This window comes from Paenibacillus medicaginis (genome assembly GCF_042138635.1).
Taxonomy (GTDB): Bacteria; Bacillota; Bacilli; order Paenibacillales; family Paenibacillaceae; genus Paenibacillus; species Paenibacillus medicaginis.
Map to the genome: position 1 here is coordinate 191,913 of NZ_JBHIRY010000001.1, position 15,188 is coordinate 207,100.

The window sequence follows — 15,188 nt, forward strand, 5'->3', positions numbered from 1 at the left end:
TTATTAAACTGCAAGGTTTTTAATAAACTCGACTGCTGCCGTCAATTGAGTTACATCATTTACTTTTCTGTAGTCTGGTTGTCCAAAGATCTTCCTGAATTCTGGGATAACCAATTGACGAATTTGTTGATCTGTAAATCGCTTTGCTTCTTCGGCAACAGAAGCTCGCAATTCCTCAGCGGTCTCCGAATCACTCTGCTCTTCTTCGATCTGTTCGGCTGTTTCCTTAGCTCGTTGCTCACGCTCTTTTGTTTCTTCGTCACGCAATTCTTCAATAGATTTCTTAGTCTTCTTAAGTTGACCCTCTACAGCATCTTCAAATACTTTCATAAAGTTCTCAGCACTATATTCTACTCGCTCAGGAAGGTCTGTAAATCTGCCGCCTGCGATGCTGATATAACTTGAAGGACGGAAATACATATAAGTTTCTGTTTTATGGAACTTAGAAGCAATTTCTTTATTTTTTTTAGTTTTAGCATTCTCCTCAAGTTCGTTCCCATCTTTATCTGTTACAATAGCTTCATTAAACAAACATGTAACAAGGTGTGCTTGAGACTCAAAAATATCTTTCCCAGTCTTACTCATCATTAGTTCAATTGACTGGAATTTAAGGCCATCGATTGTTGTAGTCTCTTTTTCTTTAGTCCATGCAAGCCAGAAGAATCCATAACCAGCGCGTTTCAAGATATCAATCTGTCTCCAAATTTCTTTCTTAAGCTCGGTATACACATTTTCATCTTTGATGTTCTCATTAAATTCTTGAATGGAGGTAAAGTTTTTAGCATATTTTTTATTCCATTCTTTAATGAACCACTCTGAACACATATCAATTAGCCGGTCAACCGTGTCGATACCAATTACTTTAGTGATAGATCCCGTTTTAGCTTCTTCAACAAGGTTCTTTACAACTTCTTTTTTGAAGTAATCCCAGTCTTTATTATGCATGTCGATATATGAATCCAGTTCCCAAGTTGTATAACCATCTTCGAATGCAAGTAACAAACCAGCATCCGGGTTGTCTGGATAGTGTAGCTCCATAACTTCTTTCCAAAGGCGTGTCTTACCAGACTTAAACGAACCTGCAACCAGAACATTATAGCTTTGCAAATCTACTTTTGGTACATTTCTTTTAACTGCTTTTTGTCTCCAACTCATCTAAATATATCTCTCCCTTATGTATATTTTTTATGTTGCTTATATGTATGAATATTAGAATGGTAGGTCGTCTTCATCAAATGTAAATGGATCTTCTGAGCTGCCACTGAACGGATCTTCATTTGTTGTTTGAATAGATTTTGAAATCTCTTCTTCAGTCAAGAATTTGCGGATAAGTGTACCAGTTACATAACCTGTAATCTCAAGACCTTTTTTAGAACCATTGACTACTCGCTCATATCTAATCTGCTTATTTGATTCATCCACATCTGCAAACGGGTCATCATCTGAAACATTGTCCTCAACAGGAACTTCGGCAAAGGTTGCCCGATTATTATCTACTCCAACAACCTCAATAAAATCTAATGCTTCAAGTGAAGCGAATGCATCCGCCAATGATTTTTTTCCTTCAGTTGTTTCTGTTTGATAAACTACCAATTCAACATCTTTTGGCTCTGATCGATCCTTTCCATAAGCCAAGAACACTCCGTTGACTCTTGTCTCTCCTTTTGCTTCATCAGCATATGTGCTGCGAATACCAATTTGCATATTGAATCGGTTTACTTCTTTAAAATCTGGAGATTTAAAATCGCATACATAGTTCAGTTTCTCTTTTTTATTCAACTTAATTTCTTGTCCGTCTTCAATTACCGTCACTGAATCAAAAACACGACGGACGTTTTTAAATTCTTTACCATCATCTGTAGTAAATTCGTTTGGTTCGTAATGGCCTCTTACTTCTACCCACTTATCTGATGAAACTTCTTGACCAACTTTTTCAGCCTTATCCCAATCTGGATCAATCAAGTGATATGTATCGTCGGGAAATTTCTCTTTATTATGTCTATCTGACCAAACAATCTTATGTGCTTTATTGTGTGTTGAACTATACGGCCATACAAATGCTTGTTCCATACCGAACAATTCAATTTTCAATTCATTTCCTTCTGCTGTTTCTACATTGAAATGAACCTTTCGCATCGGTTTCCCTGAGCGAGATTTGGTTTCCTCATAAATCGGTTGATCTTCCCAGTTATCTGTGACTTCATCCTTCTTACGTACTGGATTCAATTTCCCTACAAAATGGAAGTATCCTTTAAACTCTTTGCCTCCATGATTTTTATTCGTTTTAACCGGTGATTTGTCAGCCATTAATATGTATTCGCTCCTTTTGTTATTTTAATATTTTATTTTATTTATCAGGCTTTTTTTGGTGGATCTAACCCATAAAACTGCTCTTTCATCGGTTGCTCCTTTCTGCAGAGTGTAATGTGAAACATCTATATAATCGCTTTTCAGCGTTATTTTATCGTCTCTGCTTTACATTAATCATCTTATCACACATCAATTATTATTGCAATATTTTATTTTATATTGTTGAGAAATTTATTTCTTCAGTTCTCCCAGTGCTTTTTTATACTTCTCAATCCGCTTATAATCAGTATCTGTTGGTTCAGGGATTCTGGATAGAACTATATTGTCTTCAATATCAACAATTTTAATCGTACGTGCAAGTTCGTTGGTTTTGAGCCGGTGAATGAAGCCCATATAGCTCTCCCCTTCTTGACGAGTAAGAGCAAATATAGCATCTGTAATTTCTTTAGAAAATCCCTCCCTCTTCAAATCATCAATTGTTATATCTGTATCCTCAATCACATCATGCAATACGCCTACAATTTTCTCATCTTCGGTGTACAGTTTTCTCATTACACGTAACGGGTGAAGCAGATAGGGATTTCCCCCTTTATCAACTTGCCCGAAATGTGCATTAACAGCAATTGAAATAGCTTTTTCTAATTGTGATGACATATTTTATTTCGCTCCTTATACGCTCAATGTTCCTTTTTCACATTCTTTTGCTTCATACACGCCGGGGAGATTCCAAACATCAGTTATATCTAACTCAGATGTGAGTACTACAAAGCTCATTTTGAGTTTTGGAATATATACATCTCCAAAGGGATTGAGTAACTCTGGTTCATTTGTGTAAACAAAATACTGTTTCAAAACTCCACCTTCTTTATATACTTATAATGGGTTGTTATTATTAGATTTCTGTTTAATCCAATCAAAAAAATGCCTTGATTGTGTTAAAGTGTAACTATCTAAAAATTCAAAAACACTAATCTTTAAAGTTTCATTCAAATATTCTTGTAGTTCATCTAGCGAGGCATAAAAATAAAATTCACTGAAATGATTATAAGTAAGTATTTGTATCTTCGAATCGTCTGATTTATACATCATTGGTCTATACACTGCTGCAGTCTCCTTATTGCCACATAATAATCAAATTTAGCATACAACCCATTTCTAACGTAGACTTTCATTTTGATTTTAAGAATTCTTCGGTCAAAAGTTCCACAATATCCTTTTTATTTTTTCTATGGAATATGTTTTTACGGTCAGTTACTAAATAACCGCGCCAATCATCTTTATATAATTTGTATATATTGGCGACGTGCTCATTCTTGTAATAGCCTTCATACATCGTATTATCGTTTGAATTTTTAACTAATCTTAATACAATCATCTCCTCTCATCCCCATCTTTTCTTACCCATCTTTTCTTACTTTTTTCATTTTTGCTTTTAAGGCTCCTAATTAATTCAATATCAAGAGAACCGAACGATTCAGACTCAATTTCATACTTTTTAGGCAGTAAATCTTTAGGAGGCCAATTCGAATAAACATTTCTCATGTGATCACCAATAATAGAATACATTTTCCAACTAAATCGTTCCATCTTAGGCATTGATCCATAGTCGATTCTAACTATTGCAGGGAAAACATCTACACCTAATTCATCTTTAATTCTCATGGCCAGTTTGTATGAGGCTTTAGTTATTAAACCCTTATTTCCTGTATTCATGTTTTGATTAACTAAAAGTTCCATAACTTGTTTCCATTTTTCATTGTCGTACTCTTGTCTAATTTTCTCCCATAACTCACTATCTTCATCACTGAACCAACTCCAAGTATCTGATTTAAGTTTTTTGAATAAGTGGTAGTGCTGCATCTTACGCCCCCTTTCCCATGAAATAAACTTTTTGTTGGATTATAGATATGTCACAGACATATATTCTTTCAGCCATTTGCCTTTCTCATCATAAACATCCACGGCGGTAAATGACTCCTGTCTAACCAGATTCCTTGCAATTCTAATCGTACTTAACAGGCTCAGTTCCAAAAATTTTATCTTCCGCTTCTCACCGTTAATACAGCATTCTAATCTGTACATATTTTGCTCTCCAATCTTTATAAAATCAACCTTTTTTTATTTATGTATCAATTCACCTGTTTAAACGGCGAGTTTTCTTCGCCCAACCCTTGTTTTGCAATGAAATGAAACTGATTAAACTCATGGTTGTATGCCGTTCTACCTTTAAGTATATTTAATGCCCACTCCATACAATTAGCTTTTTCGGCTTGTTCAATAAGCCAGTCAATATCTCTTCGGTGTAGTTCGCCCAATTCATGTTGCCTTTTTACCTCTCTAAACCTGTCGTACAATCTCATTCACCCTTTCCCGTGTTTTATCACTAAATAAAAGTAAACTTTTATTGGACCACGCAAATGCAACAGACACATACTCTGTCTATCTAGTCATAAGTACCTTGATATTGAGTATACTGTGGTTTATTATATATGATGAGGTGAACAAAATGATCATACTTATTATCGGGATTACTCTTCTTGTTATTTATCTGTCAATAGGAATATTTATTGCCTATCTTCGAGATAAACTCTATTTTCGTAATAAAAAAGTTGATAAATTTAAAGCAGATGGAAACATTGTTGATATACAGATCACTGTAATAAAAGATCGCATAAATAATGAACCCAAACATAGAATTGGTTCATTTATTTATTGCACTTTGTTTTGGACTAAGATGATTGATATATATAAGCAAAATTAAGGAATTGTCGTTTGACAATTCTTTTTTTGTTTATATATATTCGTTGGATTACTTTCGGATTCATATTTCTTTTTGCTATCACTAATTCTTTCCCACTCTTAAAACTATGTTTATAAACTACCACTTTGTTTTTTTGTTTAATACTGAATTAATCATGTCATCCAAACTATCTACTTTATTCTTATTCTTTTTATTAATGTTGTTCAGTATTTCTTGGTTAACCTTTTTCAAGGAGGTGAATTTCTTTTGTATGTTGCCTCGATTTTTAAGAAGTTCTTGTTTACCGTATTTATTCATTAGGTCCATAAATCTTTCATATTTCATATTGTTCTTTAATTCATTACATTCCCTACATGAGCATACAAGATTACTTTTGGCATTACTTCCTCCCTTATCTAGCGGGATAATGTGGTCAATAGTATCTCCATATTCTCCGCAATAATGGCAAGTGAAATTCGCCTCTATTTTGACATCATTGAATCTTTCTGTCTTTACTTTTTCAGTCTTGTATATAGTGTCAGAAGAGTAAACAGTCGCTCTTCCCTCTTGAACTAAGTTTTTAGCCTTTTCATATGAAACCTGATAAGCCATAGAGACATCGTTTCTCATACAATGAATCAATTCTAATGAACTATCTAGCGCATCTAAACCCAGATCCACCTTTGAGTATCTTTCCATCCGTTGTTTTCTATGCTCCTCTTTACACTCTTTACAGATTCTACTGCCCTTGCTCTCATATGATTCAATCGGTTTTAAAATTTCACACCTTTCACATTGTTTCAATGTCATAAGAGGATCGCACATCCTTTTTTGTTATGATAGGTACAATTATATCATATTTTTAAATATGGCTCAAAACCAAAATGCGATAAATGCGATTGTTTGTATGTCTTACTAATCAATAAAAGAAAGATTTCATCTGATTTATCTTATTCGATCTCCGAAGCAGTGTACAACTCTTCTTCATCCAACTCTAACAATTTCATTTCGGCTTCTTCTGTATCAATTCCTAACTCTTCAAGAACTGAAATTATGTCATCTCTGCCTCCGACTTCTCCTCCTCCCCATCCATCATTTCTACTCAGAACAATACCGCATGCCGCGATTGGCTCCAGTTTATAGCCGTACCATTTGACCATCATTTGAGCTACATCTCCGGGCAAAATACTATAATCTTCATTTTGCTTCACTCTATCGTTATGCATTCTAATAAGTACTTGAGCCAAGTCTTTTTCAAAATCATCCTGATCTTTGCGACGATGTTTTAATCGAAATGTGATGGTCTCATCTGAATTTTTCTCAATTATCTCAAACCTCTCATCATTCTTACTTTTCCATGCTTCTTTTGCCGCCAGCACTGCCTGTTCATCTCTATTATATCTTTGTCCAAGCCCCACACGAATCATTTCTCTGGCGAAACGTTCATCAGAGTCACGGAATTTCTGTCCAGTTGTGTGCAGATACCAATGACATAACTCGTGTAGTAGTGTGCGCTTAATTTCTCTTTCGGTTCTTCTCTTATTGACCTCGCTATTGAATGCAATAGTTTTAATGTCATTGCAATAGTACCCAACTGCAGTTGTCCAATTCAAATCTTTACGTTCTAAATCGATTGTGATTGTTGGAATCTCATTCAAGTTCCAATGCTTTTTCACAAGTTGTTTTGCTTGTTTATTAAGCCATTCCAAAGTTACTTCTGGCATTGTTTTCACCTCTCATGATAAAATGTATGCTTTATCGGATCTTAATATCTGATACTTTACGAACTAAATTTTCGATAAATATCATCAGATCTCTTTCAACAAGTTTACCTTTCCTCCGACTGTACTTTAAGAATATTTTGAATACATTCGTTCATTAATTCTTCCTTATATGAGTTCTGTGCTGCACGTAAGTTATCTTTTGCATTACCTAATTCATATTCCGCCCTAGACATTTGACTAAGTGCATTCATCCTTTTCTCATTTGGCATAGCAGCACATCTCCTAATGAAATATTTGTTTTATCGCTTTATTAAAAACCGTTTTAGCTCACCACTAACTCATAGTCGGGATATAACAGACAGTTCTTAACTATCTGGGCTAGAAAATTTATAGCGCCCTCATAATTACCCCATCCGTTTTCTGGATTCATTTCTTTATACAATGCCGGTTTATTTGTCAATGTGATAATTCCATCTGTAAGAATAATCGCAACATCGGCAGCGGATCTCCTGTGTAAGTCTCCAATCGTGAATCCCATAGCCCTCCTGTACATTGGAGAGACGTTATAAGTGTAATTTCCGCAATCAATTTCTTCATGGCCATCTTTAACCAAGGATACATCCCAACTCATTTTCATTTCCTTCTTTCTTCATATATTTGGACGAACCATTTCTTCGTATGTATAACCCTTGTTCTCAAGTTTTTGCTTTAAATTATATACAGCTTCCGATATTTCATCATGTAAGTCAGGGTTTGAAGTAAGTAACCCCGCCCATCCATCTGCTGTTCCAGTCAACATTGCCTCAGCATCATCTATCATCATTAGTAACGCAAAAATTTGTGATTTATTTAAATAAATTTGCATAATATTCCTCTTCTCTTTTCCGATGAAAGTCATATTTTATTGAGACTACTCATAATTAAATATCATCAACGTGATATAGCTTGTCACGTTTTAAAACAACCTGTTTTTTGCTCATTTCATCTGCTTCGAATTGAAATGGCGTACATCTTGCTCGATCAAAAAATTCGTCTATTGCACACTTATAGTTACAATAAAACTCTCCATATTCTTCACTGTACTCCACTTCTGTTTTGTTTGTTATCTCTTCACTGCATCTTCCACATTTTATAACTTCCACTTCTATCCATCCCTCCAATTTCTAAATAGAACTCACATTTTATCTGTATTTACATACTGCAAATTATTTACCGGAAAGTCACCATTGTTGCCGAATTTATAACCCTCAAGATACACAAATCTGTATTCCCCTATGCCAACAGTAAATTCATCACTTTTACAAGTCCATACTTTGCCATAGTTTTCAGATTCATAAGCTTCCTGACACGAATGCATAACAACCCTATCGCCGCTTTTAAGCTTCATTTTTTATCCTTTCTCTATAAATGATTTAGAAAGAAATATTAGTTATCGACAAAATAGTATGATCTTTTTCAATACTTGCAATCGTCTTCATTAACTCTGTTATGCTGTTTGCTATAATTTCCATATCTTCTGTACAGAAGTACTCTTCGTCATCCAATCGCCACACAATTTTATATTTGAACAAACAATTTCTCCTTTCAATGAAGTTCACAATTTATCGCGATTTAAATATTCATCAAGGTATTTCTTAAAAATGGATATATTAAAAGTCGATCTCATTTTGTTTTTATTCATATACTCAATTATTTCATCGTATGTAGGATTTTTCTGAAAATAAATGCTGTATTTCTTATCAAAATCAACTGTTCTTCTTGACCTCGGTTCTCTAATTAAATCTGTGATTTTACAAGTAATATCCTCAACAAAATCATTATCGAAATCACTGTTGTGATTATGACTTGCATTTTCTGTTTCATATTTACAATCAATACATTTGATAAATACTCTGATTTCAAATAATGGTGGATTTTTTAAGTCGGACTTCTTGAATCCCTTAATCTCACTATTAATAATTTTGCTGGTGGTATACGCAATGTAAGCTACTTCAGTTTGTACTTCTAGGTTGTCGCTATTGCACTTAGGACATTTCGTCATATCCGCCTCATCCCCCTATGAATGATTCGTTTTATCGGTTTTCGATTTCATATTCTAGTATACGAATGTTCTGTAAGGTTTCTTCAATATCTTTTTCCTTTCCAGAATATCGTTCACTTATGTAATACTTCTGCAAGTCTTTCTTGTGAATCTCTCTCATCTTCTGCAGGCTAATTAAACTAATATTCCTTAATTCTCCCTCAGAGTATACCCCCACAATATCACCTCTAAATACTTCAAATGCTATTCAATTTCCCAATTTCATCAGCAATAGATTCAAATTCAATAACAATATCTTTATTCTTCATTCTATATTCATTTCCGTATTCCAAAGGAATATTGTGCTTGGCAACCATATGGTTTAGTAATGTAGAAAGTTCTACAACTTTCATTTTGTCCGAAATATCTTTTTTAAGGATTGCCTCTTTTTGAAGTTTGAATTGTTGTACATCTGCCATATAATAATCTCTCCGTTTCGATTTTATCTTGTAACTTCAATTCCTTTTTTCTCAAGATATTTAAGCAAAGGCTCAACCATTGACTTTTGTGTTGCTTGGCTATTGAAATTCCCAGAACCTATTCCATTAAGCAGCGTCCATCCATTTTGATCAATGCCTTCGAAAATCTTATCTATTACTGTTTTTTGGCTAACTTTCATTCTTCTCATCTCCTCATAAAAGGCTAATTTCGTCGGTTCATCATATAAACTATGGATTCCAGTTTTTTAATTGCAGCTTCAGGATTGTTTGATTGTTGCACATAATCTATATAAACATCCCTTACACCATCGTCTTCCTTAATCCCTGTAGTTTCAAACCAGCTTTCGATTATTTCTTCATATTCCCTAGCTTTAGCATTATACTTTGCAGCCTTTCGCATAGCATCCCTTATATGCTTAGGAACATTTGTCTTCATAATTGGCTCCCTTTTAGATGAACAACTTTTCAAATTCTCCGTCTTTCAAATAATATCTTATGTACAATCCTTCATGTGGGCTATGCAGCAGCATATGACCTTCTGGCTTCTTATAAAGATCAATGTCGCTGTTCCCATATGCCCAGACACATCTTTCTCTTTTGCCAGCGGCCATTTCTTTGAGTTGGTCTTTATACATGCCTTTGCTCATGATTCTTACGAACGCTTCTTCTCCATCCTCTAGACCCAGTGTAATAATAATATCATCTGGAAACTTACCTTCTTTTACATTAATTATTGAGCAATTTTTATTGTTCACATGTTTGGTGTCGTACAATACTATTCCTCCCCTTCATCTAACCATTTTTCATTAAATACCTCTCCGCATTTTAAGCACTTCCATGTACTCAGACTGTTCTCAATTAGCGTATCTTCTTCACAAATTGGACATTCACGGTCTCCCATTGAATATGCCCCTTTCGTCATTTAGATTGTGGATACTTATTTAGAACAGAATGAGCAAAAGATAAAGATTCTTCGACGTTTCCTGCTTTTTCTCCACATAATACTTTTTCAAATTGATCTACTACCCAGCGAAGTGCTACAATTTCCTCGGGGTCGTTTATCCTTTCCTCTGTTACAATTTCAAGAAAGTTAATTTCTGTATCATAATCTATGTAAAATGTTTCAATTCTATTTTTAGGGTAAAAACTCGTCTCACTCCATCTAAGACTTGGATTACCCTGTTTGTCATACCAGTTTATTTTTTCAAATCTCTTATTGTGTTGTTCGAACTCAGAAAAATCAAACTTAAGTTCAAAGCAGCCGCTTCCATCATCGCGGAAATCAACAAGTCTTGCCATCATGCCATCATCAAATCCGCATTCAATCTCTGATTCAACTTTCTCAGTAAATTTCACAACTGGTTTTTTATTAATTAAGTCAACTAATTCTCTACCGTTCATTTCTCCAACTCCTTATGAAAGACTCATTGTATCGGCTCATATATAATGGTTTTAATTCGTCTTAATTGATCCAAAGTTAACTTTACTTTATCATAAGACCTAAAAATATTCTCGATTTCCCGTGATATTCTCTGGAATTCTTCTTCATCTAAGATTTCCTGCATCGAAAAATATAGTTTCCAATCAGCGGTATACCCTCCTGTTTCTTGCTTTAGACCATCAATTTGAAATTTAAGTGGCCTATGATCGGCTCCAACTTCAAAGTATTTTCGACCAACTTTAGTAATCACATCTTCCTTGATATAGACCTCTTTTCTATGTCTTGCGTTGTTTCCCACTGCCTTTAGATAAACTGTTTCTCCGACTTGCATAGAGACTCCTCCTAACAATGAAAGTATTATTTCAAGGAATATTTATGCCTGATAAAGGCATATTGATATCTTTCTTTTACTCCCTCCAAATTGAACGCTATAAATATAGATCTTAGAATTTTTTGAATCATTTCTAGTTCACTTTGGGTTAGATACTCTGTCTTCAGGGCTAATGATAATATTGTATCTTGCTCAGAGCAATCCAAAAACAATTTAATAACATCTCCTTATGAAATCATCGTTTTATGACATTGAGATCATCCATATAGTAATCCGTAATTGAAGTATCGCCTTTTGTAATTTGGATTTTTGCAGCTCCGTCATGAATCACCTGAACAATTCCTTCAGCATTTGTAATTTCAGCATATACTTCTGAGCCTACCTTAATCTCTTCCTTCATAATCTCCCCCACGAAATTATATTTTCATTATGTATCCAACAATTACCTTACTGCAAGTATAATCCATAGCATTATCAAAGTCAATTATTATTATATTTATTTATTTTATAAATTGATTAGGAAGCCGCCAATACAATAATCAGCAAGCTTCACATTATTGTTTATAAGACATGATATGTAGCGTTATCCTTTTCTCTCCTATAGTATTCTATTTGGGCCTCAACTGCTTTCCAATTATGATAAAACTGAGCATATGGTCTGCCGGTATTACATGCTTTATACTTCAACAAAGCTGCCTCCCATGTCCCATAATAAACTCTGCAAGCACAATCATCACTGTAAATAAGCAATACACCATATTCATTTTTATCCATTCTAGTATACCCCTCTGTGTCTGATTTGCATTTCTTTATTGACTGAGATTAGCATTGTGAAACAGGAACATTTGTTCTCTTTATTCAGTAAGATCATTATACCATGTCTTAACTTTCGGTCAACTTTTCCATCACTAAATGTTGTTAATACAATTTTACCAGTAAATTCATACTAGTCCCATTCCTAAATTCATGCGATATTTAACGTAATTTTACATATTGACACATAATAAACACTTGTTCCATTGTAAAATTATGTCGAATAATTTGTCGAATCTTATGTAAAAAAAGAAAACTGCTCCGAATTGGAACAGTTATTATCTAGTCAATAGGCTTCTGTGTTTAATTTGTGTATACATCACTGAATCGTCACGAACATCAAAGTCTTCTCCAAAAAGAGGTTTTATAACTTCGGTTATTGTTTTTTGAGATACTACTGTAAAAGGATATTTTTTGTCTGCAGATTCATGGAAATAAACAACCTTATTATTGGAATCATATTTTTTAATTCTCTTTATATTGATTGCTAATCTTTTATCAACCATATGAAAGTTTTCGAATGTCTCACTCAAATGAGCTATAAAATCTATACTTTTGTCTGAAAATTGATACACTCCCTCTGAAGTAATGACGTAAATTTCTTTTCTTGTTGGTCTTTCTGCATAAAGAATATCATTTATTCTTACATATGTTAACATGTTGTCATGGTTTATAAGCACTGATTCGGTCATTAGCTCAGATTCGATTTCCTGAACTAGTTGATCCATCACTATAGGGGCAACAATACCGAGTTTTGATGTGATAATATTTTTAATTTTTTCAGATAGCATAAAAGTTCTCCTTAAAAAGTTAAATTGGTAGCCCCTAATTAAAGGGGCTATTTTAGGTTTTTAATTTCCAGCTTTTTTAGTCGGGATATGCCACAATCCCAATTTAGTAGTACTATTTTCAGTACCATTTGAAACCGCAGTGGCTGTTCTTGCGATAACAGTAAGAATTTTTTTCATTTTGAATTGACCTCCTTTTCTTTTTTTAAAGCGCTACGTATACGAGTTACGACTTCAGTTCTCTCATCTCTTTCGCGCTTTATCGATAAATATATAAATAAAATAAATATTATAAAAATTAGAATAGTGTAAACGATAAAATTAAATGAGTTTTGAGAAAAAATCAAAAACTTTAATGCGAATATTTCTGACGCGATGCCAAAAATTAAAACAATAACATACACAGTTTTTGACTTATTGATTTTGCGAAAACTAAAACTAAAATAATCACCACTAAAAATTTTGAAGCCTGCAATGCATAAAGCCGTAAATGCCGATAGTGTCTGGAGTATTTCGCCATGAGGAGTAAAAGGCACAGCGACCTCTTCCAACGTTGTAAAATCAGTATATACAGCAATTAAAGCGACAATCGTTTGAATCATTAAATAAATAGTGTATCCTAAAGCTGTCCGCCAAAATGAACTAATCCAATTTTCTTCGAATAGAACTTTAAAAGAAATAACTAATATAGAAAATTGAACAAGCGTATTATAGCCTGCATAATCAGAATTGATCTGGAAGTATGATATCGTTGGCATCAAAACAGCGAGAAAAATGATTTCTTTTACATACCATTTGATAGGAATCCGAAATGACCCCATGATAAAAATAAGAACAGCAATTACTTCAAATGAATTAAATAGTAAAAATCTAAAGTACTCACCTGTCATAAGATATCTTCCTTTTGAGTGTTATTAGGTCAATAGCCTGAATCAATAAAGCCGTACTGATAATTGGAGAAGACATTAGTACCATATTGGCCGTAACGATTAATATTGAGATGATTTTTCTTCTATCTCTAATATTGAACGACTGTTGAAAAGGCGATAACAAGACAATGAGCACAAGTGTAATTAAATCTAATTCGATTTTCTCAAACCTATGTATATAATCGGATATATAAGGAGAAATATTTAGCACTAGACTTGAAAAAACAACACATACGTCAGAACTTTTAAAATGATGCCCTCCAGTAAATAACCTCAATAAAATAATGGAAACCATAGTTATTACTACATCAAACCATCTGCCAGAAAAAACACAAAATACTGAAGATAATATCACTATAAATAAAAAATTAAATATAATTTTCAATCCATGATCGACATCTTCTTTTATAAATCCTTCGGTTTTTCTTATAATATAAGCAGAGAATTTATCAGAGAAACAATAAACCGTCATTCTCACCTCCTTTCCTATTATGAATAATAGTAATTCTTTCCTCATACATAAAGATACCATACAACAATGCTTATTGCAAGTATTTATTTTAATTAACGAAAAATAACCCTTTGTGGGCTATTCTTCATACACTTTTTTAATTGTTTCCACATTAAGAAAATCTTCCTTTAAACGATGAAAATGATATGTTTTATATCCATTGTTCATGGTTGACTTAAACCCAAAATGATCACATATTTCATGATACATTTCCTTGGTCAGTTCTTTGCGTCCATTTGCCATTTTTTTAGCCATGTAGAGCATCCCGGAATTTCTTATCATTGATGGGGTTAGGGTTTTAAGATCATTATAACTTTTAACCGCTGCAATGCGCCTTTGGATTAGAAAAAGATCGGCTTTACCTACATTTTTACTTCTTGTGGATACATTCCTTAAGACATAATCGCTTTGGTCTAAATCTGCTTCTGCCCGCGACCTTAAATCACTGCTAACAAGTCCATTTTTTTTGATATACATTTTCTGACTTAGTGCTTTTTCAACCATTTCATAACATTTATCGCTAACCTTAAGGACTCGTTTTAAGTTTCCATCTTGCAGCATCAGATCATTATTGCCAAGTAAACTATTTTTAGTCAAATTAAGTAACTCATCATATCCAATTGTACCATACGCTCCATTGAAGAGTAACAGGACTACTACTGCATCTTGTGGATTGACACAAATATCAACCATGTCATTTATCTCATCTATTGTAAACAGCGTTTTTTTAGTTTTATCAATAAACTTTTTGTAGTACTCTTTATCCGCGATAGCATCCATAGGATTAATATTGGTTTGTCTCAGATCCTGTTCAATCCCCCATCTGATATATGACTGAGTTATGAAAAAATTTTGACGACTTGAAGCTAGAGTAGCAGGATTTAAATAAAATAATAATTGTTCGATTTGTTCTAAATTAAAATTATATAAGTCGGTTTGATACTGTTCTTCTATGATCTTCGCCCTAGATAGGACGCGCATAGATATTTGAGCCGTCTTTTCTTTTTCGAACGTTTTGAGATAACGTCTTTTTTGCATCTCATTAAAGAAACCTTGTTCATAAATCTTGTTAGACATTTTT

Annotated in this window: 26 protein-coding genes; all 26 read right to left on the bottom strand. The window is 33.6% G+C overall.

What is annotated here, in order from left to right:
- Positions 1–3: 3 nt before the first annotated feature.
- A complete protein-coding gene (locus ACE5LO_RS01225) occupies positions 4–1,155 on the bottom strand; it encodes an AAA family ATPase (protein ID WP_375518256.1) in 1,152 nt (383 codons plus the stop codon).
- 54 nt (positions 1,156–1,209) lie between these two features.
- A complete protein-coding gene (locus tag ACE5LO_RS01230) occupies positions 1,210–2,307 on the bottom strand; it encodes a hypothetical protein (protein ID WP_375518257.1) in 1,098 nt (365 codons plus the stop codon).
- A 234-nt stretch (positions 2,308–2,541) separates the two neighbouring features.
- Positions 2,542–2,964, bottom strand: coding sequence for a GTP pyrophosphokinase (locus ACE5LO_RS01235; RefSeq protein ID WP_375518258.1), 423 nt, complete (start codon positions 2,962–2,964; stop codon positions 2,542–2,544).
- A gap of 15 nt (positions 2,965–2,979) precedes the next feature.
- Positions 2,980–3,162 carry a hypothetical protein gene (locus ACE5LO_RS01240; RefSeq protein ID WP_375518259.1) on the bottom strand — a complete coding sequence of 61 codons (183 nt, stop codon included), beginning with the start codon at positions 3,160–3,162 and terminating at the stop codon, positions 2,980–2,982.
- A 519-nt stretch (positions 3,163–3,681) separates the two neighbouring features.
- Entirely contained in the window at positions 3,682–4,170 is a 489-nt protein-coding gene (locus tag ACE5LO_RS01245; RefSeq protein ID WP_375518260.1) for a hypothetical protein, read from the bottom strand.
- A gap of 269 nt (positions 4,171–4,439) precedes the next feature.
- Positions 4,440–4,664: a hypothetical protein gene (locus ACE5LO_RS01250; RefSeq protein WP_375518261.1), complete on the bottom strand. Its 225-nt coding sequence runs from the start codon at positions 4,662–4,664 to the stop codon at positions 4,440–4,442.
- 524 nt (positions 4,665–5,188) lie between these two features.
- Positions 5,189–5,860, bottom strand: coding sequence for an HNH endonuclease (locus tag ACE5LO_RS01255; protein ID WP_375518262.1), 672 nt, complete (start codon positions 5,858–5,860; stop codon positions 5,189–5,191).
- 140 nt (positions 5,861–6,000) lie between these two features.
- Positions 6,001–6,774 (bottom strand): SprT-like domain-containing protein, encoded by a 774-nt coding sequence (locus ACE5LO_RS01260; RefSeq protein WP_375518263.1) that lies wholly within the window; start codon positions 6,772–6,774, stop codon positions 6,001–6,003.
- Positions 6,775–6,878: 104 nt separating this feature from the next.
- Entirely contained in the window at positions 6,879–7,043 is a 165-nt protein-coding gene (locus ACE5LO_RS01265; protein ID WP_375518264.1) for a hypothetical protein, read from the bottom strand.
- 53 nt (positions 7,044–7,096) lie between these two features.
- Positions 7,097–7,405, bottom strand: coding sequence for a hypothetical protein (locus tag ACE5LO_RS01270; RefSeq protein WP_375518265.1), 309 nt, complete (start codon positions 7,403–7,405; stop codon positions 7,097–7,099).
- A gap of 18 nt (positions 7,406–7,423) precedes the next feature.
- Positions 7,424–7,639, bottom strand: a complete 216-nt coding sequence (locus ACE5LO_RS01275) for a hypothetical protein (protein WP_375518266.1) — start codon at positions 7,637–7,639, stop codon at positions 7,424–7,426.
- Positions 7,640–7,694: 55 nt separating this feature from the next.
- Entirely contained in the window at positions 7,695–7,916 is a 222-nt protein-coding gene (locus ACE5LO_RS01280) for a hypothetical protein (protein ID WP_375518267.1), read from the bottom strand.
- 32 nt (positions 7,917–7,948) lie between these two features.
- Entirely contained in the window at positions 7,949–8,161 is a 213-nt protein-coding gene (locus ACE5LO_RS01285) for a hypothetical protein (RefSeq protein WP_375518268.1), read from the bottom strand.
- 207 nt (positions 8,162–8,368) lie between these two features.
- Positions 8,369–8,815, bottom strand: coding sequence for a hypothetical protein (locus tag ACE5LO_RS01290; protein ID WP_375518269.1), 447 nt, complete (start codon positions 8,813–8,815; stop codon positions 8,369–8,371).
- Between the two features lie 236 nt (positions 8,816–9,051).
- Positions 9,052–9,273 carry a hypothetical protein gene (locus tag ACE5LO_RS01295; protein ID WP_375518270.1) on the bottom strand — a complete coding sequence of 74 codons (222 nt, stop codon included), beginning with the start codon at positions 9,271–9,273 and terminating at the stop codon, positions 9,052–9,054.
- Positions 9,274–9,296: 23 nt separating this feature from the next.
- Complete coding sequence (locus ACE5LO_RS01300; protein ID WP_375518271.1) at positions 9,297–9,473, bottom strand: hypothetical protein; 177 nt, start codon at positions 9,471–9,473, stop codon at positions 9,297–9,299.
- A 23-nt stretch (positions 9,474–9,496) separates the two neighbouring features.
- A complete protein-coding gene (locus ACE5LO_RS01305; RefSeq protein ID WP_375518272.1) occupies positions 9,497–9,730 on the bottom strand; it encodes a hypothetical protein in 234 nt (77 codons plus the stop codon).
- A gap of 13 nt (positions 9,731–9,743) precedes the next feature.
- Complete coding sequence (locus tag ACE5LO_RS01310; protein WP_375518273.1) at positions 9,744–10,067, bottom strand: hypothetical protein; 324 nt, start codon at positions 10,065–10,067, stop codon at positions 9,744–9,746.
- A 145-nt stretch (positions 10,068–10,212) separates the two neighbouring features.
- On the bottom strand, positions 10,213–10,695 hold the full coding sequence (locus ACE5LO_RS01315) for a hypothetical protein (RefSeq protein WP_375518274.1): 483 nt from the start codon (positions 10,693–10,695) through the stop codon (positions 10,213–10,215).
- 23 nt (positions 10,696–10,718) lie between these two features.
- Positions 10,719–11,066 carry a beta barrel domain-containing protein gene (locus ACE5LO_RS01320; protein WP_375518275.1) on the bottom strand — a complete coding sequence of 116 codons (348 nt, stop codon included), beginning with the start codon at positions 11,064–11,066 and terminating at the stop codon, positions 10,719–10,721.
- A 235-nt stretch (positions 11,067–11,301) separates the two neighbouring features.
- Positions 11,302–11,466, bottom strand: coding sequence for a hypothetical protein (locus ACE5LO_RS01325; protein WP_375518276.1), 165 nt, complete (start codon positions 11,464–11,466; stop codon positions 11,302–11,304).
- A gap of 161 nt (positions 11,467–11,627) precedes the next feature.
- A complete protein-coding gene (locus ACE5LO_RS01330; protein ID WP_375518277.1) occupies positions 11,628–11,840 on the bottom strand; it encodes a hypothetical protein in 213 nt (70 codons plus the stop codon).
- A gap of 317 nt (positions 11,841–12,157) precedes the next feature.
- Positions 12,158–12,670, bottom strand: a complete 513-nt coding sequence (locus tag ACE5LO_RS01335) for a hypothetical protein (RefSeq protein WP_375518278.1) — start codon at positions 12,668–12,670, stop codon at positions 12,158–12,160.
- A 173-nt stretch (positions 12,671–12,843) separates the two neighbouring features.
- Complete coding sequence (locus ACE5LO_RS01340; protein ID WP_375518279.1) at positions 12,844–13,557, bottom strand: hypothetical protein; 714 nt, start codon at positions 13,555–13,557, stop codon at positions 12,844–12,846.
- Positions 13,547–14,068, bottom strand: a complete 522-nt coding sequence (locus tag ACE5LO_RS01345; RefSeq protein ID WP_375518280.1) for an accessory gene regulator B family protein — start codon at positions 14,066–14,068, stop codon at positions 13,547–13,549. Before ACE5LO_RS01345 ends, ACE5LO_RS01340 begins: the two co-directional genes overlap by 11 nt.
- Positions 14,069–14,185: 117 nt before the next feature.
- Positions 14,186–15,184, bottom strand: a complete 999-nt coding sequence (locus ACE5LO_RS01350; protein WP_375518281.1) for a phage lytic cycle repressor MrpR family protein — start codon at positions 15,182–15,184, stop codon at positions 14,186–14,188.
- Between the last annotated feature and the right edge of the window lie 4 nt (positions 15,185–15,188).